Origin of the sequence: Bacteroides sp. ET225, from assembly GCF_024733745.1 — a bacterium.
GTDB classification, from domain to species: domain Bacteria; phylum Bacteroidota; class Bacteroidia; order Bacteroidales; family Bacteroidaceae; genus Phocaeicola; species Phocaeicola excrementipullorum.
This window is the reverse complement of the sequence record NZ_JANRHN010000012.1, coordinates 1-24,856: the sequence shown is the minus strand read 5'-3', so window position 1 is coordinate 24,856 and position 24,856 is coordinate 1. Positions and strand designations below refer to the sequence as shown.

The 24,856-nt window shown below is 49.6% G+C and carries 20 protein-coding genes and 1 riboswitch; of the genes, 13 read left to right on the top strand and 7 right to left on the bottom strand.

Annotated features, from left to right (window positions below; genetic code table 11):
- Nucleotides 1-166: 166 nt before the first annotated feature.
- The 4 genes from NW212_RS07115 to NW212_RS07100 form a co-directional block, all read right to left on the bottom strand.
- Nucleotides 167-637, bottom strand: a complete 471-nt coding sequence (locus NW212_RS07115) for a DUF456 domain-containing protein (RefSeq protein WP_258337951.1) — start codon at nucleotides 635-637, stop codon at nucleotides 167-169.
- Nucleotides 638-641: 4 nt separating this feature from the next.
- Complete coding sequence (locus NW212_RS07110; RefSeq protein ID WP_258337950.1) at nucleotides 642-1,481, bottom strand: DUF2807 domain-containing protein; 840 nt, start codon at nucleotides 1,479-1,481, stop codon at nucleotides 642-644.
- Nucleotides 1,482-1,495: 14 nt separating this feature from the next.
- On the bottom strand, nucleotides 1,496-2,575 hold the full coding sequence (locus NW212_RS07105) for a linear amide C-N hydrolase (protein ID WP_375337962.1): 1,080 nt from the start codon (nucleotides 2,573-2,575) through the stop codon (nucleotides 1,496-1,498).
- Nucleotides 2,576-2,680: 105 nt separating this feature from the next.
- Nucleotides 2,681-3,586 carry a response regulator transcription factor gene (locus NW212_RS07100; RefSeq protein ID WP_258337949.1) on the bottom strand — a complete coding sequence of 302 codons (906 nt, stop codon included), beginning with the start codon at nucleotides 3,584-3,586 and terminating at the stop codon, nucleotides 2,681-2,683.
- A gap of 156 nt (nucleotides 3,587-3,742) precedes the next feature.
- On the opposite strand from NW212_RS07100, the gene NW212_RS07095 reads away from it, so the two are divergent.
- From NW212_RS07095 to NW212_RS07055, 9 genes are all read left to right on the top strand, one after another.
- Nucleotides 3,743-4,996 carry a TolC family protein gene (locus NW212_RS07095; RefSeq protein WP_258337948.1) on the top strand — a complete coding sequence of 418 codons (1,254 nt, stop codon included), beginning with the start codon at nucleotides 3,743-3,745 and terminating at the stop codon, nucleotides 4,994-4,996.
- Between the two features lie 48 nt (nucleotides 4,997-5,044).
- Entirely contained in the window at nucleotides 5,045-5,935 is an 891-nt protein-coding gene (locus NW212_RS07090; protein ID WP_375337961.1) for an HlyD family secretion protein, read from the top strand.
- Between the two features lie 4 nt (nucleotides 5,936-5,939).
- Complete coding sequence (locus tag NW212_RS07085) at nucleotides 5,940-7,394, top strand: ATP-binding cassette domain-containing protein (RefSeq protein ID WP_258337947.1); 1,455 nt, start codon at nucleotides 5,940-5,942, stop codon at nucleotides 7,392-7,394.
- Between the two features lie 18 nt (nucleotides 7,395-7,412).
- Nucleotides 7,413-8,501: an ABC transporter permease gene (locus tag NW212_RS07080; protein WP_258337946.1), complete on the top strand. Its 1,089-nt coding sequence runs from the start codon at nucleotides 7,413-7,415 to the stop codon at nucleotides 8,499-8,501.
- 20 nt (nucleotides 8,502-8,521) lie between these two features.
- Complete coding sequence (locus NW212_RS07075) at nucleotides 8,522-9,580, top strand: ABC transporter permease (RefSeq protein WP_258337993.1); 1,059 nt, start codon at nucleotides 8,522-8,524, stop codon at nucleotides 9,578-9,580.
- Nucleotides 9,581-9,958: 378 nt separating this feature from the next.
- On the top strand, nucleotides 9,959-11,602 hold the full coding sequence (locus NW212_RS07070; protein WP_258337945.1) for a M64 family metallopeptidase: 1,644 nt from the start codon (nucleotides 9,959-9,961) through the stop codon (nucleotides 11,600-11,602).
- Between the two features lie 91 nt (nucleotides 11,603-11,693).
- Nucleotides 11,694-12,866, top strand: a complete 1,173-nt coding sequence (locus NW212_RS07065; RefSeq protein WP_258337944.1) for an iron-containing alcohol dehydrogenase — start codon at nucleotides 11,694-11,696, stop codon at nucleotides 12,864-12,866.
- A gap of 118 nt (nucleotides 12,867-12,984) precedes the next feature.
- The gene (locus NW212_RS07060) at nucleotides 12,985-13,269 is read left to right on the top strand and encodes a lysine exporter LysO family protein (RefSeq protein ID WP_258337943.1); all 285 of its coding nucleotides are present in this window, start codon (nucleotides 12,985-12,987) and stop codon (nucleotides 13,267-13,269) included.
- Nucleotides 13,266-13,868: a lysine exporter LysO family protein gene (locus NW212_RS07055; RefSeq protein WP_258337942.1), complete on the top strand. Its 603-nt coding sequence runs from the start codon at nucleotides 13,266-13,268 to the stop codon at nucleotides 13,866-13,868. The genes NW212_RS07060 and NW212_RS07055 overlap by 4 nt, the downstream gene beginning before the upstream one ends.
- 92 nt (nucleotides 13,869-13,960) lie before the next feature.
- Here the strand turns inward: NW212_RS07055 and NW212_RS07050 are convergent, their stop codons facing one another.
- On the bottom strand, nucleotides 13,961-15,244 hold the full coding sequence (locus tag NW212_RS07050; protein WP_258337941.1) for an O-acetylhomoserine aminocarboxypropyltransferase/cysteine synthase family protein: 1,284 nt from the start codon (nucleotides 15,242-15,244) through the stop codon (nucleotides 13,961-13,963).
- Between the two features lie 140 nt (nucleotides 15,245-15,384).
- On the opposite strand from NW212_RS07050, the gene NW212_RS07045 reads away from it, so the two are divergent.
- Nucleotides 15,385-15,831 (top strand): thioesterase family protein, encoded by a 447-nt coding sequence (locus tag NW212_RS07045; RefSeq protein WP_353479566.1) that lies wholly within the window; start codon nucleotides 15,385-15,387, stop codon nucleotides 15,829-15,831.
- Here the strand turns inward: NW212_RS07045 and NW212_RS07040 are convergent.
- Entirely contained in the window at nucleotides 15,828-16,655 is an 828-nt protein-coding gene (locus NW212_RS07040; RefSeq protein WP_258337939.1) for a hypothetical protein, read from the bottom strand. The genes NW212_RS07045 and NW212_RS07040 overlap by 4 nt on opposite strands.
- Before the next feature lie 174 nt (nucleotides 16,656-16,829).
- On the opposite strand from NW212_RS07040, the gene NW212_RS07035 reads away from it, so the two are divergent.
- From NW212_RS07035 to nrdG, 3 genes are all read left to right on the top strand, one after another.
- The gene (locus NW212_RS07035) at nucleotides 16,830-18,278 is read left to right on the top strand and encodes a CCA tRNA nucleotidyltransferase (protein WP_258337938.1); all 1,449 of its coding nucleotides are present in this window, start codon (nucleotides 16,830-16,832) and stop codon (nucleotides 18,276-18,278) included.
- 170 nt (nucleotides 18,279-18,448) lie between these two features.
- Nucleotides 18,449-18,636: riboswitch (cobalamin riboswitch) on the top strand.
- 25 nt (nucleotides 18,637-18,661) lie between these two features.
- Nucleotides 18,662-21,043: an anaerobic ribonucleoside triphosphate reductase gene (locus NW212_RS07030; protein ID WP_258337937.1), complete on the top strand. Its 2,382-nt coding sequence runs from the start codon at nucleotides 18,662-18,664 to the stop codon at nucleotides 21,041-21,043.
- 5 nt (nucleotides 21,044-21,048) lie between these two features.
- Entirely contained in the window at nucleotides 21,049-21,519 is a 471-nt protein-coding gene (nrdG, locus tag NW212_RS07025) for an anaerobic ribonucleoside-triphosphate reductase activating protein (RefSeq protein ID WP_258337992.1), read from the top strand.
- Nucleotides 21,520-22,173: 654 nt separating this feature from the next.
- Here nrdG and NW212_RS07020 read toward each other — a convergent pair.
- Nucleotides 22,174-24,603, bottom strand: a complete 2,430-nt coding sequence (locus NW212_RS07020) for a DPP IV N-terminal domain-containing protein (protein WP_375337963.1) — start codon at nucleotides 24,601-24,603, stop codon at nucleotides 22,174-22,176.
- Between the last annotated feature and the right edge of the window lie 253 nt (nucleotides 24,604-24,856).

Genomic DNA, 24,856 nt, shown 5'->3' with positions numbered 1-24,856 from the left:
GAGCAAGACAATGCAATTAAGAGTGGGATACAAAATATTTACAAATATTTCTTTCCAATTACAAACGGCTGTCCCTCCCATACAATAAAAAACAGACTGCTGCCGACAAAAGAGAAAATGCCTGCAACAGTCTGCGCCAATAAAAAAACTCTCACCGTCAGACGGCTCAAAACGCAGCAATAAACTGCCAGATGAAATAGCCGCAAAGCATAAGTTTCACGATTGTGCCGAAAAGAAAACCAAGCAACGAACCTAAGCCCGACTTCAACGCATACTTCAAATCCTTGTCACCCAACAGTTCGCCGGCCACCGCTCCAAGAAAAGGTCCCAAGACAATTCCCCAAGGCGAGAAAAACAAACCGACTACTGTTCCTATCACACATCCCCAGCTTCCCCATTTCGTTCCGCCGGCATATTTGCTGCCCAGCATCGGTATCACGTAATCAAGCACCTGGACCAGCACAACCAATACCGCCCAGACAATCAGTTGAGTGGGCGTAAACTGGATACGGCCGGTAAGATGGAACAGTATCATTCCTACATACGCAATCGGCGGTCCGGGAAGAACCGGAAGCACAGTTCCCAAAATTGCGGTTATCAAACAGATAACGCCCAATATGATCAGAAGAATATCCATAACATCAGTCCCTGTCAATGTGTTTCCCTTCTTTCCTCACCTGCTTCGGGCTGCCCGCATAGCTGATATCTCCGCTCCCTCTATTCACAGCATCCAGACTTTCGGACGCATGGCAACTGATGTCGCCCGAGCCGTTGTTTTCCGCTGTCACATCCACAGCTCTCAGATTTTCCGCATCAATGTCGCCCGAAGCATTGTTCATAAGCCGCACGGTCCGGCAACGGCCTTCTACCTCACAGTCGCCCGAAGCATTCACTTCCAGATTGGCCCGCGTACAATCCAGCCTTTTAATATTAAGATCCCCACTGGCATTGACCATACCATCCGCCCTGTCGCATTTTACGCTTTGAATCTGAATGTCACCGCTGGCATTCACTTCCGCCTTCAGTGACTGGCAGACAACGGACGACAGATCAATGTCGCCGCTGGCATTCACATGTAATATGACAGCCCGGTTCGTATGCAGTCCGCCCGGAATGCTGATATCTCCCGAAGCGTTCGTTTCAAAAACCGTAGCAGAAGGAGCATAGACTTTCACCTTGCAGCGGTTTTCACCCCGAAAGGAAACAGAACGCTTGTATCCTACCGTCAATGTGCCGCCCGATTCTTCGACCAGCACCTCGGGCAGGACATTATCAGAGGCAAAGATTTCCGCATAAAGCTTTCCCTTTGTCTGGTAATACTCCACATCAACGGACGAAACAAGCATAATGGTTTTCACATCACCAAGATGTCTTTTTTCTGTCACATAACTGCGGCTCGGATATATCACTTTAACCGAAGCCGTACAACCGACGGTGCAGAACAGTCCGCCCGCCAGCAAAAACAAGAACCAACGTTTCATTTTTCTATAGTATTTCATAAAACATCAATAATCGGCTGACGCTTAACCATATCCAAAGGCACAGCCTTATACCCGACCTTCGAGAAATCAATTCCTTTCAGGTCAATGCGGCGTATGGCACTGTTATGCATGGTACGGAAATAGATGACACGATGAGTCACATCCGTAGCAGATGTCCATTGAGTGGCACTCGGAATATCGGCCGCCACTTCTCCAGCGGCTGTTTCTATACCGACAGGGATGTCAAAATTATTCAATATCTGAAAGCACTGCAAGACAGCGTCTTCACCGGTTTTCTGCAACGGAGCTGTCGACTGGTAAAATGCTGCACGGACAAAACGTGACGGAGGCGTCACATCACCCGGAATTCCGAGAAATCCGCTTCCGGCACCGAATGACTTCAGGCTCAAGTTTCCCAGACGTTGAGCCGGAGCCGTGCCCGGAAAAAGGTTGACATAATTATTGAGATTGGTCAGCTGCCACTCAAAATCCGGCGAATTGGTCAGCACGCCAAGCTTGTTCTCATAAAAACGGCACTTGCCGTCAACAATTTCCAATACCAGTTGCCTCCCGGATGGCTCGACAAAGCGCCAGTGTACGGTAGAAGCACGCGGATCAATGGCAACCACACGGACATCACCGACAGCCTTTTTCACTTCGTCCACGGTAGCACACGTGGCCAATATATAAGAAACAAGTTGAAGATCTGCAATACTTTCCGCCTTCTCAGACGCATCGTATGCCACATATCCGCCGTAACCGGGGAGATAGAACAGCCCGGCCGAAAGTCCCGCTTCGTTCAGTCCTTCCGCCACAAACTCCTTTTGCTCTACAGCAAGTCCCACATAGCCGTAACGGGCTGAAAACTTCTTTCCGCCTGCCACACCTCCGGGGATATATGACTGCTGCACATATCCGCGCGGAACGATCACATACTGGCTGTTCAAGTCGCTTCCTCCCCATTCAATGGTGCGGGCTACCACACGGCTGCTGTCAGATGCCGCAAGCGAAATGCCTGTACAGGCTGCAATGTTGCCGGCCGGCAAAAATACAGCCAACGCGCCGAGCATTCCCAAAATCATTTTCTTTTTCATATGCTATATAATATAATGTATGCTGATAACATGCCATTCGCTATCTGTTCCGAATATACATAATAAAAATGACTTTGACCAGAAAAAGTTCACTAAACAGCAAAATCACCTGCGTCCTTGCCTGTACTGGTTCGGAGTCTTCCCGGTCATGCGCCGGAAGAACTTGCAGAAAAACGAAGGGTTCGGAAAATACAATTCATCAGCAATCTGATACACCAGCTTATCCGTATGGCAAAGCATCAGTTTCGCCTCAAGCAACACCGCATCATTCACCCAATCCATCACCGTGCGCCCGCTGGTTTCACGGATCAGCGTACACAAATAACGGGGAGTGACATACAGTTTTCCTGCATAAAACGACACATTCCTTTCACTCACGGCATAACGGTTGACCAGACTGATAAAACGGGCGAACAGCTGCTCCTGCCGGGTAGTCCGCTTCACTTCTTTCTGCCCCTTTCCCTGGAAACACTCAATCTGACGGAACAGAACAGAAATCAAGGCCTGCATCGTTTCACGGGACAAAGGCTCATCATGCAGCACATCCCACATCAACTGGAATATGCTTTCCAGACGATGCTCCGACTTTGCATCAAGGGCAAGCTGCAGGTTCACCCTCCCTTGGATATAGGCTGAAAGCAGGTTCTCTTTCTGCCAGCCTTCCATGAAACCGGAAGAAAAGGCAAGCATCGTCAAATCACAATCGGGAGAATATTCCACAAACTCTATCACTGCTCCAGGCGAAACGACCCGCAACTGATGGGCGTCAAGCCTTGCCTCTATCAGATTCATGCGTACACGCACATAACCCGAACGCATATACACAATGCGTCCTTCGGTCAGCCTGTAAGGCTGTTCGGGAACAAAAATCTTTTCAGTGATATCAGACATGCCTTTCACAGAAAGGACCAATCCAAAGTCCGAGGAAATGTAACGCTCCACATTATAAGGAATCATCTGCAGCTCTATCACTTGTTGAAGCCCTAAGTCACGCAATTCTTTCCTTCTCATATTTTCCATACTTATTGCATGCAAAGATAATAATCTGCCTTGCTTATTAAGGGATTTATTCGTAAATTCGGACAATCGGAACATACAGAGCAAATTCTAGGACCTTTGCATAACTCCGGAAACACTACCTTTGCATTAAACAAAAGAATGAAAGCTATGAAACGATTTCTCACACTGCTGTTTTGCCTTCAGGGACTGACACATGCGTTTGCCCAACTGACTCTGGAACAATGCCGGCAGGACGCACAAGCCAATTATCCGCTGGTCCGCCAGTACAGACTGATCGAAATGTCGGAAGAATACAGCCTTTCAAATGCCGCCAAAGGAAACCTTCCGCAGATTTCACTCGGAGGAAAAGCTACATATCAGAGTGATGCGACTACCTTGCCGTTCGAGGTGCCAGACATTGACTTCCACGGAGTGTCGAAAGACCAGTATCAGGTAACGGTGGAAATAAGCCAGAACATTTGGGACGGAGGAGAAATAAAAAACAGAAAGAAACAGACTGAAGCCGCCACCGATGAAGCATTAAAGCAAACGGACGTAAGCATGTATGCACTCAACGAAAGGGTAAACCAAGTGTTCTTCGGCATTCTGCTGATCGACGAACAGCTCAAGCAAAACCGTTTGCTGAGCGACGACCTTGAACGGAACTTGCGCAATGTAACCGCCTACAGGGACAACGGGATAGCGAACGATGCAGACATCGATGCCGTAAAGGTGGAAATCCTGCAAACAGACCAACAGCGCATCAAGCTGAACAACAGCCGGAAGGCGTATCTGCAAATGCTGGCTATGCTTACAGGAAAAGAATTAGGAAACGACACGCAACTGGCTGTGCCCGAAACGCCGGAACTGAATGCCGGCGAACTGATCAATCGTCCCGAACTGGCTTTATATGCAGCACAAGGACATACGATTGATGTAGAACGGCAGCGGCTGCGCACCGGATTCATGCCTAAGTTCAGCCTGTTCGCCCAAGGAGGATACGGCAATCCCGGACTGAACATGCTGGAAGACAAATTCTCGCCTTATTATATTGTAGGTGCCCGCATGAACTGGAACTTCGGAAGTCTTTATACACTGAAGGACGACAAACGCAAACTGGAAACACGCAGAAAACAAATCGCAAACGACCGTGAACTGTTTCTCTTCAACACCCGGCTGAAACTGACCGAGGAGAAAGGGAACATAGCCACACTGCAACGCCAGATGGAAAGCGACGAAGAAATCGTGAAGCTGCGCACCAATATCCGCAAGGCTTCCGAAGCGAAAGTGGCCAACGGCACAATGTCCGTTACCGACATGCTCCGTGAACTGACGCGCGAGAGCCTGGCGAAGCAAGATCTGGCAGTCCGCAAAATCGAACTGCTGAAAGCGCAATACGAGCTCAAGCATCTGACAAACTGACAAACCAACCTTTTTTGAAAAAGAACCATACCTAAATATTGAACTGTTATGAAACGCATCCAGCTATTTTTTCTGGCAAGCATGTTGGCAGCAACCGCCTGCCAGTCTGACCAAGATTACGACGCGACCGGTACGTTTGAGGCAACCGAAATCATCGTATCAGCAGAAAACAACGGAAAACTCTTCTTCCTCAATGCGGAAGAAGGGCGCATACTGAAACAGGGAGAAGAAGTGGGAGTTATTGATACCGTGCAGCTTCATCTGAAAAAACTGCAACTGACAGCCAGCCGGAAATCGGTGGACAGCCAACGGCCCGACATACGCAAGCAGATAGCTGCCACCAAAGAACAGATCGCTACAGCCGAACGCGAAAGACTAAGAGTGAAAAAGCTGCTGGAAGCAAACGCGGCAAACCGCAAACAGCTGGACGACTGGGATTCCCAACTGGCTGTGCTGAACAAGCAGTTGGAAGCCCAACTGTCCACGCTGCACAACAGCACGGCAAGCCTGAACGAACAAAGCTCTTCCGTAGCCATACAAGTGGCGCAAATCGAGGACCAGCTCAAGAAATGCCACATCCTGTCACCGATTGACGGTACGATACTCGCCAAATACGCCGAACCGGGCGAACTGGCATCAGTCGGGAAACCGCTGTTTAAGATAGCCGACATGCAGTATGTGTTTTTACGCGCATACGTCACTTCCACCCAGCTTGAAAAAATAAAAATTGGAGCAAAAGCAAAGGTCTTTGCCGATTTCGGCGACAAGCAGCGAAAAGAATACGAAGGCACGGTTTCATGGATTGCCGACGAAGCGGAGTTTACCCCCAAAACCATTCTGACTGACGATGAAAGGGCAAACCAGGTGTATGCCGTGAAAATCGCGGTAAGAAACGACGGCGTCATCAAACTGGGAATGTACGGAGAAGTAAAGTTTTAACGGCATGGACAGTCCTTTCATCCTCGAAACAAGCCACCTGTATAAAAGCTACGGCAATACAGCAGCCCTGACCGACGTTTCACTCAGCGTGCGGAAAGGAGAGATTTTCGGCCTCATCGGTCCGGACGGGTCAGGCAAGACCACCCTGTTCCGGATACTGACCACCCTGATAAAGGCGGACAAAGGGAAAGCTGCTGTGAACGGATTCGACATAACGGACAATTACAAGCAGATACGCAGAAGTGTCGGCTATATGCCCGGACGTTTCTCTCTGTATCAAGACCTCACCGTAGAAGAAAACCTGAACTTCTTCGCCACGGTATTTCAGACAACCGTTGAAGAGAACTACGGGCAAATCCGGGAGATTTATGAGCAGATAGCTCCATTTCGCGACCGCCGTGCCGGTGCCTTATCGGGAGGTATGAAGCAGAAGCTGGCTCTCTGCTGCGCATTGGTGCACAACCCGGAGATTCTGTTCCTTGATGAACCTACAACCGGCGTGGACCCGGTTTCAAGAAAAGAATTCTGGCAGATGCTCAAACGTCTGAAACAACGGGGAGTGACCATCGTGGTATCCACGCCGTTCATGGACGAGGCGCGGCAGTGCGACCGGATTGCCTTTATCCGCGAAGGAAGCATACAGGGAACCGACGCACCGGAAATCATTCTCGAACGTTTCAAAGAAATACTCTGTCCGCCCGGACTCTCAAGGAAACAAGATCCGGAAGGCAGGCCGGCCGTTATCCGCGTGGAAAAACTGGTGAAAAGGTTCGGCAATTTTACAGCCGTAGACCATATTTCGTTTGAGGTGAAGCAAGGAGAAATATTCGGCTTCTTAGGAGCCAACGGTGCCGGAAAGACAACAGCCATGCGCATTCTTTGCGGACTGAGCGTCCCGACCGAAGGCAGAGCCGAAGTGCTGGGCTATGATGTCGGCACGCAAAGCGAAGAGGTCAAGAAGCACATCGGATATATGAGCCAGAAATTTTCTCTTTACGAAGATTTGACCGTAGAAGAAAACCTCCGTCTGTTCGGAGGCATTTATGGCATACCGGACAAAGAAATCAGAAAACGGGCGGATGAAACGCTCCAGCGCATCGGACTGGACGAAAGCCGGAAAGCGCTGGTGAAAGATCTCCCGCTGGGATGGAAACAGAGGCTTGCCTTTTCCGTAGCGATATTCCACCGCCCGCAGCTCGTTTTTCTTGACGAACCGACTGGAGGAGTAGACCCTGCCACACGCCGGCAGTTCTGGGAACTGATCTATCAGGCAGCCGATCAGGGCATCACGATTTTCGTCACGACACACTACATGGACGAAGCCGAATATTGCGGAAGGATTTCCATGATGGTAGACGGACAAATCAAGGCGCTTGACACTCCCCAAGCCTTACAAGCCCGTTTCCAGGCAAGCAACATGGACGAAGTGTTTCAAAAACTGGCAAGGAAACAGAAATAAACAGCAAAAACACGAAAGATGAAACAGTTTCTCGCTTTTGTCATAAAGGAATTCCACCACATCCTGCGCGACCGCCGCACGATGCTGATTCTCATAGGGATGCCCATCGTACAGATCATACTGTTCGGATTTGCCATCTCTACCGAAGTAAAAAACGTGAAGACGGCAGTGCTGGCTCCTTCCGTCGACTCAGACACCCGGCGCATCATCGACCACCTGGACGCAAGCGAATATTTTGAGGTGCGCTACAGAGTCTATTCAATGAAGGAAGTCGAAGAGCTGTTCCTGCGCAACCGGATAGACCTTGCGGTCATTTTCCCGAGCGACATGAACCGGATGCGCTTTGACTCCGAATCAATCCAGCTGATTGCCGACGCGACAGACCCTAACCAGGCGATAACCCGAAGTTCATATGCGCAAGGAGTCATCGCATCGGCCCAGTCTGTCATCCGGCAGTCCGGCGGCCTGAAGCTGTCAACCAAACTGCTGTATAACCCTCAGATGAAGAGCGCATACAATTTTGTGCCCGGAGTGATGGGGCTTATTCTGATGCTGATATGCGCCATGATGACTTCGATCTCGATTGTACGGGAAAAGGAAACCGGCACGATGGAAGTGCTGCTGGTATCTCCGATGAATCCGCTGTTTGTCATCCTCTCGAAAGCTGTACCTTACTTTGTGCTGTCGGTCGTGAATCTGACCACCATCCTGCTGCTTTCAGTCTTCGTGCTGCATGTGCCTGTCGCAGGAAACCTGGGAGCGTTATTGGGCGTATCGCTGCTCTTCATCTTCGTGTCCCTGGCTTTGGGACTGCTCATCTCCTGCATCGTGCGGACTCAAGTAGCGGCCATGCTTCTGTCGGGCATGGTCATGATGATTCCAACCATCGTGCTGTCCGGCATCATCTTCCCGATAGAAAGCATGCCAGCCATACTGCAAGCCATTTCCTGCCTGATTCCGGCACGATGGTATGTTGACATTGTACGGAAGCTCATGATCGAAGGAGTACCGTTCGGCTACGTCTGGCAAGAAACCTGCATACTTCTGGCCATGGGCATCGCGCTGACAGTTCTCACCGCACGCAAATTCAACAACCGCCTGGACTAAAAGAAAGGAGAACGACTATGATGTTACGCTATCTGATAGAAAAAGAATTCCGCCAACTGAAACGCAACAGCTTTCTGCCGAAACTGATTCTGGTATTCCCGTGCATGATCATGCTGGTTCTTCCATGGGCCGCTACGCTCGAAATAGAAGATTTGCGCATCGCCTTGATCGACCACGACCGCAGTACGACATCCGAACGGCTGACGCACCGGATTGAAGCGTCACGCTACTTTGTTCTGACTGGTTTTCCTTCCACTTACAGGAAAGGCATAGAACTGATAGAGAAAGACAAGGCAGACATACTTCTCGAAATCCCGCGCGACTTTGAGAAAGACATCATAAACGGCCGCGACGCCTCTGCACTGATTGCAGTGAATGCTGTAAACGGAACCAAAGGCGGACTGGGAAATGTCTATCTCACCCAGATTCTGCAGTCGCAGCCATCCCAAAGTTCCGTGCGCTACCTTTTCAACCCCCACCTGGAATACAAAGTGTTTATGGTTCCGGCAATGATGACGATGGTGCTTGTCCTGCTGTGCGGGTTTCTTCCGGCACTAAACGTTGTGGGCGAAAAAGAAGCAGGAACAATCGAACAGATCAACGTCACCCCCGTCAGCCGCTTCACCTTTATTCTGGCAAAGCTCCTGCCCTACTGGCTGATCGGGTTCATCGTCCTGAGCCTGTGCATGGCGCTGGCGTGGGCGGTTTACGGCCTGACACCGGCAGGCAACCTGCTGAACATCTATCTCGCCGCTCTGGTGTTCATCTTTGTGGTTTCGGGGCTGGGGCTCGTCATATCCAACTATTCCGCCACCATGCAGCAGGCCATGTTCGTTATGTGGTTCTGCATGCTGATCTTCATTCTGATGAGCGGCCTTTTCACCCCCATCAGCAGTATGCCTGAATGGGCACAGGTCATCACATACGCCAATCCGCTGCGCCATTTCATGGAAGTCATGCGCATGGTTTATCTGAAAGGAAGCGGTCTGACGGACATCCTGCCCCAACTCGGCATACTCTCCGCATTTGCCGTAACTTTTTACGGGTGGGCTATCATAAGCTACAAGAAACAGCAATGAGCACGCAACATCACTCACCTTTCGTGACTACAATCCGGAGCGGGCGCGGCCAAGGCTCCGGATTTTTTTCGCTTCCGCCCATCTGTTTTCCCGTCCGGCCCGCCATTTTTTTCACGAATCCGGGATACATTCTACGTTCCACGTTGTGGAATGCATGTTCCACACTGTGGAATATACGTTCCAAAACGTGGAATGCACATTCCAGACTTTGAAAACATAAAACATGCGGCCACACACGCGATTTGGCTTGAGGGAGAAAGCAGAATCCGAATAAAAGCTCCCGAATCCGACCGACGCATTTTTTTATCAAACAGCAGTCAAAAACATTCCGCAATTCACGAATATTTCCTACATTTGGGCAGACTTAATTATACGACAATGAAATACCTGCATTCTGCCATCCAGCTCATTGCTATCGCTATTGCCATAGCATTCACTTCATGCTCCGAAGACGACGTAAAACCCGGATTTTCTTTCAGCATCACGGAAGATATCGTATTGGCATCGGAAGCCGGCTCCCTGTCCACAATCAGCTTTACCAGCGAACTCAACTGGCAAGCCGAGGTTTCAGCCGACTGGCTGACCATTTCGGCGACAGAGGGTACCGCCGGAACAAACGCGATCACCATCATGGCCCTCACGGAAAACGACTCGGATGAAAGCCGCATTGCTTCACTGATACTGACTTCGGAAGGACTCAGCCGGACAATTACCATCAGGCAGGAAACTTCCGACTACGTGCACTTGACGCAAAACGTATATCAGATAGACTCGGAAGGGGGCGAACTGAACATCGAATTCTCCACGTCCATCAGTGCCGACAAACTGATGATTATCGGCAACAGTTCATGGATCAACCAAGATTCCGATTCACGCGCGCTCACCCAATACACATTGACATTGAATGTCGACCCGAACCCGGCAGTGCAGAGCCGCGTCTGCTCATTATACTTTGTAAAAGAAGAAAGCAGGCAGCAGATAATCCTGGCCACAGTCACTATCATCCAGGAAGGAAGCACCGGAAGCGAGTCAACCGACTATTCTGAAGACGGAAAGGTAAAGACGCTGCAGTCGGCAACAATAGGGAACGGGATTCCTATCGTGCTGATGGGCGACGGCTTCATTGATGCGGAGATAAGCAACGGGACTTACGACCAGACCATGGAAAAGGCCTATGAAAATCTTTTCACGGAAGAACCTTTCACATCGCTGAAAGACTATTTTGACGTGTATACGGTAACCGCCGTATCAAAAAACAATATCTTCGGGAGCGGCTATGAAACAGCTTTCGGATGCAGCCTGGAAGGGGGCGGGAGCACGCTCATCACGGGCGAAAGCTTTGCAGTCATCAGCTATACGCACTGTGTCAAGGACATCGATTATGACAAGGTTCTCGCTGTAGTCATTCTGAACACAAACCAATATGCCGGAACTACCTATTACGGCTTCACCAACCCTGATATGACGGATTTCGCCATCGCTTACTGCCCGGTGATAGACAGCCTTGAAAGCGAGCATTTCAGAGAAGTGCTTGTTCATGAAGCCGTAGGACATGGATTCGCAAAACTCGAAGATGAATACGCTTACAGCAATTCGATCCCGAAGGCAGAAAAAGAACAGATCCAGAACCTCCAGTCGCAATACGGATGGGCACAGAATGTGGACTTCACAGACGATAGAAGCGAGGTACTCTGGCATCAGTTCCTTGAAAACGAAAACTACGGCGATGAGGGACTGGGTATCTTTGAAGGTGCCTGCACGTATGCTTACGGTGCTTACCGCCCCACAGAAAACAGCATGATGAACGAAAACAACGCCGGATTCAACGCGCCGTCACGAAAAGCGATCTATGACCGGGTGATGAAAGACGGCACAGACACTTCGCCCGACTTCGACACATTCGTGACTTTTGACCTGCAGACCAAACAGTCGCGGCAGCGTGCCGTATCCAGCCGGACAACCTTGAGCGGCAAGCCTTTCGCGCGTCCGCGTTTCGTCGGCCAACCGCTCTCGGCCAAGTAATGGGAGGTATCATTATTTTTAACACTATTCACCACGGTTTATGCGTTTCTTTTCGTACATTTGAATAAACAAACTTTAAACATTAAGCATTATGAACACAAATCCGGTATTCAGTTTGTACATCCCGACACGCATCGTGTTCGGATGCGGAGAAATAAAGAGGCTGGCAACGGAAAAGCTCCCCGGAAAGAAAGCTTTGATTGTCATCTCTTCAGGCACATCCATGAAAAAATACGGTTACCTGGACAAGGTCATCGAACTGCTGAAAGAGAATGAAACCGAATCGGTTGTTTTCAACAAGATACTTCCCAATCCCACCAAAAAGCATGTCATGGAGGCGGCAGCGCTCTGCAAGGACGAAAAATGCGACTTCATAGTCGGACTGGGCGGAGGAAGCAGCATCGATTCGGCAAAAGCCATAGCCGTGATGGCATGCAATCCGGGCGACTATTGGGACTATATACCTGCCGGCACAGGGAAAGGACGGCCGGTCAGCAAAGCGCTGCCTGTTGTAGCCATTCCCACAACCGCCGGAACCGGAACGGAAGCTGACCCTTGGAGCGTCATCACCAACGAAGACACAAAAGAGAAAATCGGATTCGGCAGCGAACTGACCTACCCCGCCCTGTCAATCATCGATCCGGAGCTGATGCTTTCCATACCTCCGCACCTTACGGCATATCAAGGATTCGACGCTTTCTTCCACGCAGCAGAAGGCTTCATCGCCAACTGCTCGACACCGATAAGCGATCTGTATGCCCTGGAAGCCATCCGCCTGCTATACAAATACCTGCCTGTAGCCGTAGCTGACGGGCGCAACATAAAAGCGCGCGCCAAAGTGGCTTGGGCAAGCACGCTGGCAGGACTGGTTGAATCAACCTCAAGCTGCACGTCGGAACATTCCATGGAGCACGCCATGAGTGCTTATTATCCGCAACTGCCTCATGGAGCCGGCCTCATCGCTATCAGCGAAGCTTACTTCGAAACATTCCGGAACGACTGCATGAAACGCTACATGAAGATGGCGGAAGTGATGACCCAGCTGAAGAGCAACCGCCCGAGCGATTTCATCGATGCGCTGGTACGCATGCAGAAGGAATGCAAAGTACACGAGCTGAAGCTCAGCGACTGGGGAATCAAAATGGAAGACTTCCCCAAGATGGTACAGAACGCAAGGGATACGATGGGAGCACTCTTCACGCTCGACCCGCGTCCGCTGACGGATGAGGAGGTTTTGAACATCTACCAAAAGTCGTTTAAGTAATCTCAGATTTTACGATCTCAACCAAAACGCAGAAACACAAAGCCAAAGCTTCGGGAATGAAGATTGTGCGGCGGGTGTTTCTGTGTTTTTGTGCATGCACCATTCAACGCTATAAGAAATGTTTACAGTCATCGGATTCATGCTCGGGGGGATGTGCCTCGGTTTCTTGCTCCGCAACCGTCAGCTGCCGCAACTCAACCGAATCATTACAGTGCTCATCTGGATACTGCTGTTCCTGCTCGGAATAGAAGTGGGAGAAAATGAAAAAATCATACAAGGCCTGGGCACATTGGGCATCGAAGCGTTTGTCATTACAGTGGCAGCCGTAGCAGGAAGCTGCATCGCAGCCAAAATACTATGGGCCCGGCTTAACAAAACAAGGAAAAAAGAATCTGCGAAATGAAAGGAAGCCTGATTATTGTCGGATTTTTCACAATCGGGGTACTGGCCGGACTTTTCCATCTATGCCCCATAGACATAACCCAAAGCGACATCAGTTTCTATGCGCTTTGCGCACTGATGTTCAGCGTAGGGCTCAGCGTAGGAAACAACCCGCAGACGCTCAACAACTTCCGTTCGCTCAACCCGCGGCTTGCCTTCCTTCCGATCATGACGATACTCGGCACACTGGCTGCTTCTGCACTGACAAGCCTGATTCTGCCGGAACGGAGTGCGGCCGACTGTATGGCAATCGGTTCGGGATTCGGCTACTACTCTTTATCCAGCATCTTCATCACCGAATATAAAGGGCCGGAACTGGGCACCGTAGCCTTGCTTTCAAACATCATGCGCGAAATGATAACTTTGCTCTGCGCTCCGCTACTGGTGCGCTGGTTCGGCAACCTGGCTCCCATATCTGCCGGAGGAGCTACAACAATGGACACCACACTCCCCATCATTACCCGCAGCGCCGGGCAAGAGTTTGTTGTCGTGTCGATTTTTCACGGCTTTCTGGTTGATTTCAGCGTCCCGTTTCTGGTAACATTTTTCTGCTCATTCTGAAAAACAAAGCACGAAGCCACAGAGTTTCTGTCATTTCACCTCTCTGTGAACCTCGTGCTTTACTTTCCATTCTGGACAAACCCGGACAGCAACTATATTTGCTCCATAGCCTGCTCCAGGTCAGCTATAATATCATTCACATTCTCAATGCCTACCGACAGACGAATCAGGTCGGGAGCCACGCCGGCCTCAATCAACTGTTCGTCCGAAAGCTGGCGGTGTGTATGGCTGGCAGGATGAAGCACACAAGTACGCGCGTCTGCCACATGAGTCACAATGCAAATCATCTTCAGGTGGTCCATAAACCGGATGGCATCCTCTCGGGTTCCCTGAAGGCCGAATGCTATTACGCCGCATGAACCGTTAGGCATATATTTTTGGGCAAGCGCATAATATTTGTTGCTCTTCAGTCCACTATAATGCACCCATTTCACTTTCGGATTGGCTTCCAGCCATTCGGCAACCTTCTGCGCATTTTCACAATGACGCTGCATGCGCAGATGCAACGTTTCCAGTCCCAGATTCAGCAGGAACGAATTTTCGGGTGACTGAATCGAACCGAGGTCACGCATCAGCTGAGCGGTAGCTTTAGTCAGATAAGCCATCTTGCCAAACGCTTTGGTATAAGTAAGCCCATGATACGACTCATCAGGACGAGTCAGTCCCGGGAACTTGTCCGCATAAGCCTCCCAGTCAAAATTTCCGCTGTCAACAACAGCACCTCCCACGCAAGTGGCATGTCCGTCCATATATTTGGTCGTTGAATGCGTCACGATATCTGCCCCCCACTCAAACGGACGGCAATTGATTGGTGTGGCAAACGTATTGTCCACAATCAGAGGCACTCCGTGCTTGTGCGCAATCCGTGCAAACTTCTCAATATCCAGCACATTGATGCTCGGATTGGAAATCGTTTCACCAAACAGACACTTCGTGTTTTCACGGAAAGCCTTGTCAATTTCCTCTTCAGGAGCATCCGCATCAACAAACGTACAATCGATGCCCAGCTTCTTCATTGTCACGGCAAACAAATTGAATGTGCCGCCGTAAATGGTCGAAGAACAGACAAAGTGCCCGCCCGCCTCACAGATATTAAATACCGCATAGAAATTGGCGGCCTGCCCCGACGAAGTAAGCATTGCGCCTATGCCTCCTTCAAGCGCCGCTATTTTGGAGGCTACCGCATCGTTCGTAGGATTCTGCAGACGGGTATAAAAATATCCGCTGTCTTCCAGATCAAACAAACGTGCCATCTGTTCGCTGCTGTCGTATTTGAATGTGGTGCTCTGATAAATGGGCAACACACGAGGCTCACCGTTTTTGGGAGTCCAACCGCCCTGCACGCAGAGCGTTTCTTTGCTAAATTTATGTTCCATATTTAAAACTGTTTTTGAACTTTCATCAGATAATGACAGACAAAAGTAAAAAAATATCCATCAACGCTGGCATTTTTCAACAAAAAAGATATATATTTGGAAAATATAAAAACCGAAAAGCACTAACAAAAAGTTATACTATGGAACAAGATGTCCAATTTAAGCACGTAACCCCCGTTCAGATCCGGTTCAGTGATGTGGATCAGTACGGACATATGAACAACTCCGTCTATTTTTCACTTTACGATCTGGCAAAGACTTCCTATTTCCGGGAAGTGTTCGGAGAGAAAGAATGGCAGGATTTCAGCGTGGTTGTGGCCAACATAAACGCAGACTTTCTGGCTCCCGTATTCTTTTCCGACAAGCTGATTATAGAAACTGCCGTAATTCATTTGGGGCACAAGAGCTTCACGCTCCTCCAGCGCGCCATCAACCAGGCCAGCGGCGTGCTGAAATGCCAATGCCGTACCGTACTTGTCGGCTACGACATCGCGACAAAAGAACCCGTAGATATTCCTTTAAGCTACAAGAAAGCCATCTGCGCCTTCGAGGGGAAAACGCTTGACGAACTTTCTGCGCCGCTTTAATCACCAGCGGCGCTTTCCTGCATCTTTCGGGTAACGAAGCGGATTTTCAGGTTCGCTTCTTTCTGCTCTTTCTTTATCTCCTCAATACTTGACAATACCCGCGCCAGACCGCTCAACTCGGCAATGGCTTTGATGTCATTGGCATACATCGTGGTGGTATAGCTACGGTCGCCTATAAACTCCAGACGCATGGATTTCTTGTCACTGTTGGCCGCAATGAAAGCAATCACACCTCCGTCACTGCCCTGTTTGTAATCAGCCTTCTCGACGGGTCTTCCCAAATCGGTTGTTTCGTAACTGTCGCTCGAAGGAGGAGTTTGCGCGAAATTATCTCCCACACTCACCTTTACAGCCGTATGATGAATGTTGCCCCCGGCACAATAAATGGAAGTTAACGACATTTCACCCGCTTCACTGACCTGGCCGCGAAGAAAAGTCCGCCCGATATTCTTCTCTACCACCTGCGTAGGATAAAAATAGTTGCCTATTTCCTGATAGGCCGTATCCTTTTCCAATACAAATTTTCCGACAATCGAATCAAGTGAAGCCTTCTTGACGGCCATCATGCTGTCGAGATAGGCCAGCGTCTTCCGCTGTTCTGCCAGATCAACCTGCTGCATAAGCCTGATGCCGGCCTTTCTCGCCTCGAAAGCTTTCGGATAAAGATTGCGTATGCTGTCAATCTGCAATTTGGCCTGACTGTAGTTGCCTCCGGCATACGATGCCTCGGCGCGCCTGTACAGCGCATCAGCTTTTTTCTCATCGCTGCCGCAGCCCGCCAGCATCAGAGCCAACGGCAAAACCAATAAACATGTCTTTCTCATATAATCCAGCCTTTATATATCAAGCAAAAATACAAATTTTCAGCAAAAACCGAACAAACATCAGACAAAATCATTCAAAAGCATTTCTGTTTCCCGCGCTCCATTGAACACCTGCGGCTTCCACCTTTCAAAAAAAATGTCTAACTTTGCAGCCCGAATTCAAAAGACAGACAGATGGAACTTAAAGAACACTTTACGGACAAAATATTCAAACTGATATCTGAAACTGCCGATGAGCTGCAACTGGAATGCTACATCGTGGGAGGGTACGTGCGCGACATTTTTCTCAACCGCCCGTCCAAAGATATTGACATTGTGGTGGTGGGCAGCGGAATCAGCATGGCGCAGGCTTTCGGCCAGAAGCTGGGACGCGGAGCCAAAGTGTCTGTCTTCAAGAACTTCGGAACAGCGCAGGTAAAATACCGGGACACGGAAGTGGAATTTGTAGGAGCGCGCAAAGAATCATACAGCCACGACAGCCGGAAGCCGGTGGTAGAGAACGGAACACTGGAAGACGACCAGAACCGGAGAGACTTCACCATCAACGCCATGGCTGTATGCATGAACAAGGCGCGTTTTGGCGAACTTGTAGATCCGTTCAACGGACTCAAGGATTTGAAGGAACGCACCATCCGCACGCCGCTCGACCCGGACATCACTTTCAGCGACGATCCGCTGCGGATGATGCGCTGCATCCGTTTTGCCACCCAACTGAACTTCTATATCGATGACGAAACATTCAATGCGCTTGAACGCAACAAAGAGCGCATCAAAATCATCTCGCGCGAACGGATAGCCGACGAACTGAACAAAATCCTGCTTTCTCCCATTCCTTCAAAAGGATTCATCGACCTGGACCGCTGCGGCCTGCTGGAACTTATCTTCCCAGAATTTGTTGCGCTGCAAGGCGTAGAGATACGCAACGGACGGGCTCACAAAGACAACTTCTACCACACGCTGGAAGTGGTGGACAATATCGCAAAAGTAAGCAACGACTTATGGCTGCGATGGGCCACTCTCCTCCACGACATCGGAAAACCACGCACCAAACGCTGGGATCCGAAAAACGGATGGACGTTCCACAACCATAACTTCATCGGAGAAAAAATGGTTCCCGAACTCTTCCGCAAGATGAAACTCCCGATGAACGAGAAAATGAAATACGTGCAGAAACTGGTAGGGCTTCACATGCGTCCGATTGTAATTGCCGATGAGGAAGTGACCGACTCGGCCGTACGACGCCTGCTTTTCGAGGCCGGAGATGACATTGACGACCTGATGATGCTGTGCGAAGCAGATATCACATCAAAAAACGAGGCACGCAAACAACGTTTCCTCGACAACTTCAGGCTGGTGCGCCAGAAACTCAAAGACCTTGAAGAAAAAGACCGCATCCGCAACTTCCAGCCGCCAGTAGACGGGAGTGAAATCATGCATGTGTTCAACTTGCAGCCTTGCCGGGAGATCGGAAGCCTGAAAAGTTCCATTAAAGATGCGATACTTGACGGAGTAATACCCAACGAGCATGACGCCGCCTTCAATTACATGCTGGAGAAAGCAAAAAAAATGGGTCTGACACCCGTGAATCTCCCGGATCCGAAGCCGAAGAAATCAGACGAATAAGTCATAAGAAGTTTGTTCAATATTTCAAAACAAGAAAATCATTATAAATTACAGTTACCCAAATAACCGTTATACAACATACCACAAAGCATTTTTACTCCGATAAAGTTTCCCAAATTTAGACAGAAACGAAATTTTCGATTTTCAAAGTGTTCTTTTTTATTCTTATCTTTGACTCGTTTTCCGAAGGTAGCGGAAACGTTTCAAAAGGGAACGCCGTGCGAATCGGCGACAGTACCCGCTGCTGTAATTCTTAACGAACCTTGGCACGTAAACCACAGCCACTGGTCTGACAGACCGGGAAGGCGCCATAGGGGAAAGATCAGTCAGAAGACCTGCCTTCAAGAAAACAACTATTGTACATCAACTAAAAACAGAAAAAAATGAACACAGTCGGAACCTGTATCATCAAGCGCGACGGAAAGCGGGAAGACTTTTCGAGCGACAAAATCAGCAACGCCATCAGAAAGGCATTTCTGGCGACCGGAATGGAAAACCGGGAAAAACAAATCGAATCAATCACCCGCAACGTGGTGAAACGCATCGCAAAGCCTACCATCGGAGTGGAAGAAATCCAGGACATGGTAGAAACCGAACTGATGAAGGACCAGCCTGAAGTGGCAAAAAAGTACATCATCTACCGCCAATGGAGAAACACCGAACGTGAGCGGAAAACACAAATCAAACACATCATGGACGGCATCGTGGCCATCGACAAAAATGACGTGAACCTGAGCAACGCCAACATGTCGAGCCATACGCCCGCCGGACAAATGATGACATTCGCATCAGAAATCACCAAGGATTATACATACAAATATTTGCTGCCGTCACAGTATGCGGAAGCCCACCGGAACGGGGACATTCACATACATGACCTCGACTATTATCCGACCAAAACGACCACATGCATCCAATACGACCTGGACGATCTGTTTGAAAGGGGCTTCCACACCAAAAACGGCAGTATCCGCACACCTCAGTCAATTCAAAGCTATGCAACGCTGGCTACTATCATATTCCAGACAAACCAGAACGAGCAGCATGGCGGCCAGGCAATCCCCGCCTTTGACTTCTTCATGGCGAAAGGCGTGCTGAAATCTTTCCAGAAAGCCGTGGCGGCCAACCTTTCGTTTTTCCTGGAGATGAAAGGAACGGAGCACGACGAGAAGAAACTTCATGCCATCGCAGGCGAACTGCTCACCACAGTTGAGCCCGACAGACAATCCAGGTCCGCGCTGCTCCACACGCTCGAATCTGCCGGGATAACGGTTTCAATGGAAGAGCTGGAACATCTGCTGCACCGTTCACTCCAACAGACACGGAAAGAAACCCATCAGGCGATGGAAGGATTCATACACAACCTAAACACCATGCACTCGCGTGGAGGAAACCAGGTGGTGTTCAGTTCCATCAATTACGGGACAGACACTTCGGCAGAAGGACGCATGGTCATGGAGGAACTGCTGAAAGCTACCACAGAAGGACTTGGAAACCAAGGCGAAGTGCCGGTATTTCCTATCCAGATTTTCAAGGTAAAGGACGGGGTTTCGTATTCCGAAGCCGACTATAACCTTGCCATGCAGGATCTCGACGCAGCCATAGAAGGAAAAATAAAGTTTGAAACACCCAACTTCGACCTTTTTCTGAAGGCTTGCCGCACCACGGCCAAGGCACTGTTTCCCAACTTCATGTTTCTTGACACGCCATTCAACAAAAACGAAAAATGGAAGGCAGACGACCCCAAACGCTACCGCTATGAACTGGCGACAATGGGATGCCGCACACGTGTCTTTGAAAACATCAACGGCGAAAAGACTTCGCTCGGGCGGGGAAACCTTTCTTTCACAACCATGAACCTTCCGCGCCTGGCCATCGAAGCTGTCCGTCAGGCGGAATTACTGTCAACAGACAGAGAAGACAAGGAAAAAAAGGCGAAAGAACTGTTCCTGCAGGCCGTCAACAGAATGTCAAGATTCATCGCAGAACAACTCTACGCGCGCTACCAGTACCAGCGTACAGCGCTGGCACGCCAATTCCCCTTTATGATGAGCAACGACGTATGGAAAGGAGGAGGCAGACTGAATCCCAACGATGAAGTAGGCGACGTGTTGAATCAAGGCACGCTGGGAATCGGCTTTATCGGCGGGCACAACGCTATGGCCGCACTGTACGGACAGGGGCACGGGCATTGCAGGAAAGCATGGGACACGCTTTACGAAGCGGTAGAGGAAATGAACAAGGTGGCCGACGAATACAAGCAGAAATACCGCCTGAATTATTCCGTACTCGCCACTCCCGCCGAAGGACTGTCCGGGCGCTTCACCCGCATGGACAAACGGAAATATGGCATTATCGAGGGAGTGAACGACCGCGACTATTATGTAAATTCGTTCCATGTGGATGTAAAGGAGCCGATCAGCATCATTGAAAAGATCAAATGCGAAGCACCTTTTCATGCACTGACACGCGGAGGGCACATTACCTACGTAGAACTGGACGGCGAAGCGCAGAAGAATGTCAGAGCCATCGTGAAAATCGTCAAAGCAATGCACGACGAACAGATCGGATACGGCTCAATCAACCACCCGGTAGACACATGCCACAATTGCGGATACAAAGGAGTGATTTACAGCAAATGCCCCGTATGCAACAGCGACAACATACTCCGCATGCGCCGCATCACCGGCTATCTTACCGGTGACCTGAACAGCTGGAACTCGGCAAAGCGGGCAGAAGAAAGCGACAGAGTAAAACATTCATAAGAATGCTGCACTACCTGTACACCTATCCCGAAACGATTGTCGACGGTGAAGGCATCCGGTATTCCATCTATCTTGCCGGATGCTCTCACCGCTGCAAAGGCTGCCACAACCCCGAATCATGGAATCCGGCCGCCGGATTCCCGCTCACCGGGAAAGTTCTGCAAAAGTTTATCAGCGAAATAAACTCCAACCCGCTGCTGGACGGAGTGACATTCACCGGGGGAGACCCCTTCTTCAATCCCCAGGAATTTGCCGAAGTGCTGAAAGCAGTCAAGCAGCAGACCGGCATGAACATCTGGTGCTATACGGGATATACGCTGGAAGAAATACAGAACGACCCTTTGCGGAGCCCGCTCCTGAAACACATCGACGTATTGGTAGACGGCCGGTTCATCGAAGAACAATACTCGCCGCATCTGGAGTTCAAGGGAAGCAGCAACCAGCGTGTGCTGAGAATAAACGGCATGCGCCTGTAAGAACAAGCGGGAGCATCCGGATACAGATTTAACAATAACAGCCAAATGACACGGCTGAAGTTACCCATTTGACACATACAGGAGAATGGACATTTTCAGCCGCTGCATTTCATGAGAAATTCCGTTATCGCACACGCTCCAGAAGCAGCCAGAAGCCAGACAAGCACATGTTTTCTTGATTTATGTCATGAAAACAAGCAAATCACCAAAAAACAGCTACCAAATGCTTGCCATATAAAGAAAATAACGTACATTTGCAATGTGGTTGTGAAACCAGAAGGTAAAAAGATAAAAAATCAGGTATTAGATTTATATTAATATTTTTAAGGTAAAAAGCAATTTACATTTAGGTATTAATTTAAGGTTTTAAAGGTATTAGATTAAGGTAACAAAGAAGTAAAGTTTTCAAAGATTAATTGTTTTTTCTCTTGGTAAAGAAGAGATTGATAAAAGGATAACACAAACAAAAATGACTAGACAAAAGATGAAAAGAACCCGTAAAGGGGGTTCTTTAGGATGTCGGCGATGTTCATGAATCTGAACCTCGCTTTTTTTATGCACCTGCCCGAAGAAAAAAGGCTTGCAGCACATTCAGGAAACTGAATTCCGTCATGAACCGCAAGCCCTTGTCATATAAACATACTGCGATGGCCGTTACCTCCGCGGTATGTCAACCGAAGTTTCTTTTTTCCCTTTCAGATGCTCTGAGAAGAAGTCTACCATCCTCCAATAGAAATATTCATCCATGTCGCCGAATCCGTGACGCTGGCCGGGAAGAATCAGCATGTCGAAACGCTTGTTGGCACGGATCAGGGCATTGACCACGCGAATCGTATTCCCGGGATGCACATTATTGTCTATATCACCGTGCACAAGCATCAGATGTCCCTTCAGCTGCTTCACAATATCCGGATTGGTGGCGATACGGTAAGCAAAGGTAGTATCCCCTTTCTCCGAGATCTCTTCCTTCACTCCATGATGGGTTTCGCTCCACCAGCGGTTATAGATGCGGTTGTCATGGTTTCCGGCACACGAAACGGCTGCCTTATAGAAGTCCGGATACTGGCAGATGGCTGCGGTCGACATGAAGCCGCCTCCCGAATGTCCGTGGATGCCGACTCGGTCGATGTCAATAAAGGAGTAACGTGCAGCAAGCTGCTCTACGGCTGCCTTATGATCGGCCAGCGGATAATCGCGCATATTGCCGTAGCCGTAATTATGATACCATTTCGAACGGCTGGGATGACCTCCGCGCTGGCCTACGGATATCACGATGAAACCAGCCTGCGCCAAACGGTCGGTACGCACACTCATGCGGGTGAACGGGTAATAAACCGCCTCAACCTGCGGGCCCGGATATACGTAGTCGATAATCGGATAAACTTTGGTCGAGTCGAAGTCGAACGGCTTGTACATCACTCCATACAGGTCAGTCACTCCATCAGCCGCTTTCACCTTGAACAGTTCGGGGAATTGATACCCGGCGAGCTTAAGCTGCGAAAAGTCACTTTCCTGAATAGTCATCACCTTGTTTCCGTTCCGGTCAATCAGATCGGCGCAGGGAACGGTATTTACCCGCGAATAGTTGTCAACAAAGAAACGGGCGTCATCATCGGCCTTCACCTGATGAAAATAATCTCCTTTCGTCAGCAGCTTCAGTCCGCTTCCGTCAGCATTCACTTTATAGAGGTGCTCATAATACGGATTCTCATCCTTCTCGCGCCCGTTTGCGATGAAATAAACGGTGCGTGTCGCCTCGTCCACCTTCAGCACACGCTCTACGTGCCAAGGTCCCGAAGTGATGCGGTTCTTCAGGTTTCCCTTGTCATCATACAGATACAGATGCGCCCATCCGTCGCGTTCGCTCCACTGAATGAACTCCTTGCCTCCGTTGAACACCTCAATCGGACGGGTTTCCTGATAAGTGTTCATGCGTTCTTCCACGATCGGCACAATCGAATCCTGCCCGACCGTATAGGTGCACACGTCTATGCGGTGCAGGTCGCGGCTGCTGCGGGTGAGGAAGAAACGGTTGTTGTCGCCCTGCCACACCGAGGGAGCGAACTCCTTGTCGCGCTGCTTCTGTTCACGAGGCTTGAACGAAAGGTCGAGCGACTGGTTCTTCCAGGCCGATGTCTTGATTTCCTTCCGCGTGTTGTTCTGCATGTCAAACAGATACAGATGATATTCGGGCATGCCCGTTTCGCCAGGCATCTCATACTTATAAGTTTCGAGCGTAGGGCGCGGCTCGGCAACAGAGTTGATAACCCACAGAGGCTTCACATCAGTCTGGTCAAGAACGATGGTCACATAATACCGCGAATCGGGCGACCAGGCACCCCACACACCCCTGCGCTTTCCGTTGCACAACGTATCAGTGTTCAACATGCTGTAAGGGATTCCATAGCCGAAATCGGGAGTACCGTCCTTGGTAAGCTGCACTTCAACGATGGTGCTGTCCTTTTCGTCCTTCTGCGCCTTGCGGTAGTCCTCAATGCTCATCCGGTAAAGGTTGCAGTCTTTGGCGTAAACCACCGTCTTTTCATCCGGAGAAACCGACGCCCATCCCAGCCTCTTCGGTTCTTTTTCCGCCTTTTCCAGATGGGTCAGCTTGCGAGTCGGGTAATCATACGAGAAATAATATACCTTCTTTTCCTTCTTGCCGGACTTCTTTCCTTTTTCCGGCTTCTCGTCTTGCGAAGACACCACTTCAAACGTAAAGGTGCGCCCGTCCTCCTTTGCCTTCAAGTTGCGGATAGGGAGCTGGCGAGCCTCAAAAGGATCGTGCATGATTGCCGTCAGCTCGGAGGCAAGCTGCTCACGGTCGAAAAGCAATTCTTTCGAGCGAGCCGAGGGATTCACTACATACCAGAACGTGCCTTCACTGGTCTTATAGGTAAACCAGAAAGAATCGCCCTTCTGAAACCAATGCGGATCGACCGTTGTAGAAAACAGCATGTGGTCGAGTTTGGATTTGGTAAACTTTTCAGCCTGAAGGTATTCGGGAAGGCGCTCCTGCGCATAGGCAAAGGGTGCGGCACACAGACTTCCCGCCAATACCGTGGCAACAAACAAATGTTTCATCATATCATTAATTATTTACAAATTGTAGTCATAAACGCATTCGCGCAAAGAGGAGGTCAACTATCCCCAAGTTTCACCGACAAAAATAAGGATTTTCCGTAAAAGACAAGCCTTTGTCCGCATAAAAGTCTGAGGCACACCAACCTCTTCACTCCAGTGAGGAGATTACATCACTCCAGTGAAGACATCTCTTCACTAGAGTGATACGAACGTATCACTCTAGTGAGCAGGGCTGACGCATTAAAAAGAATAC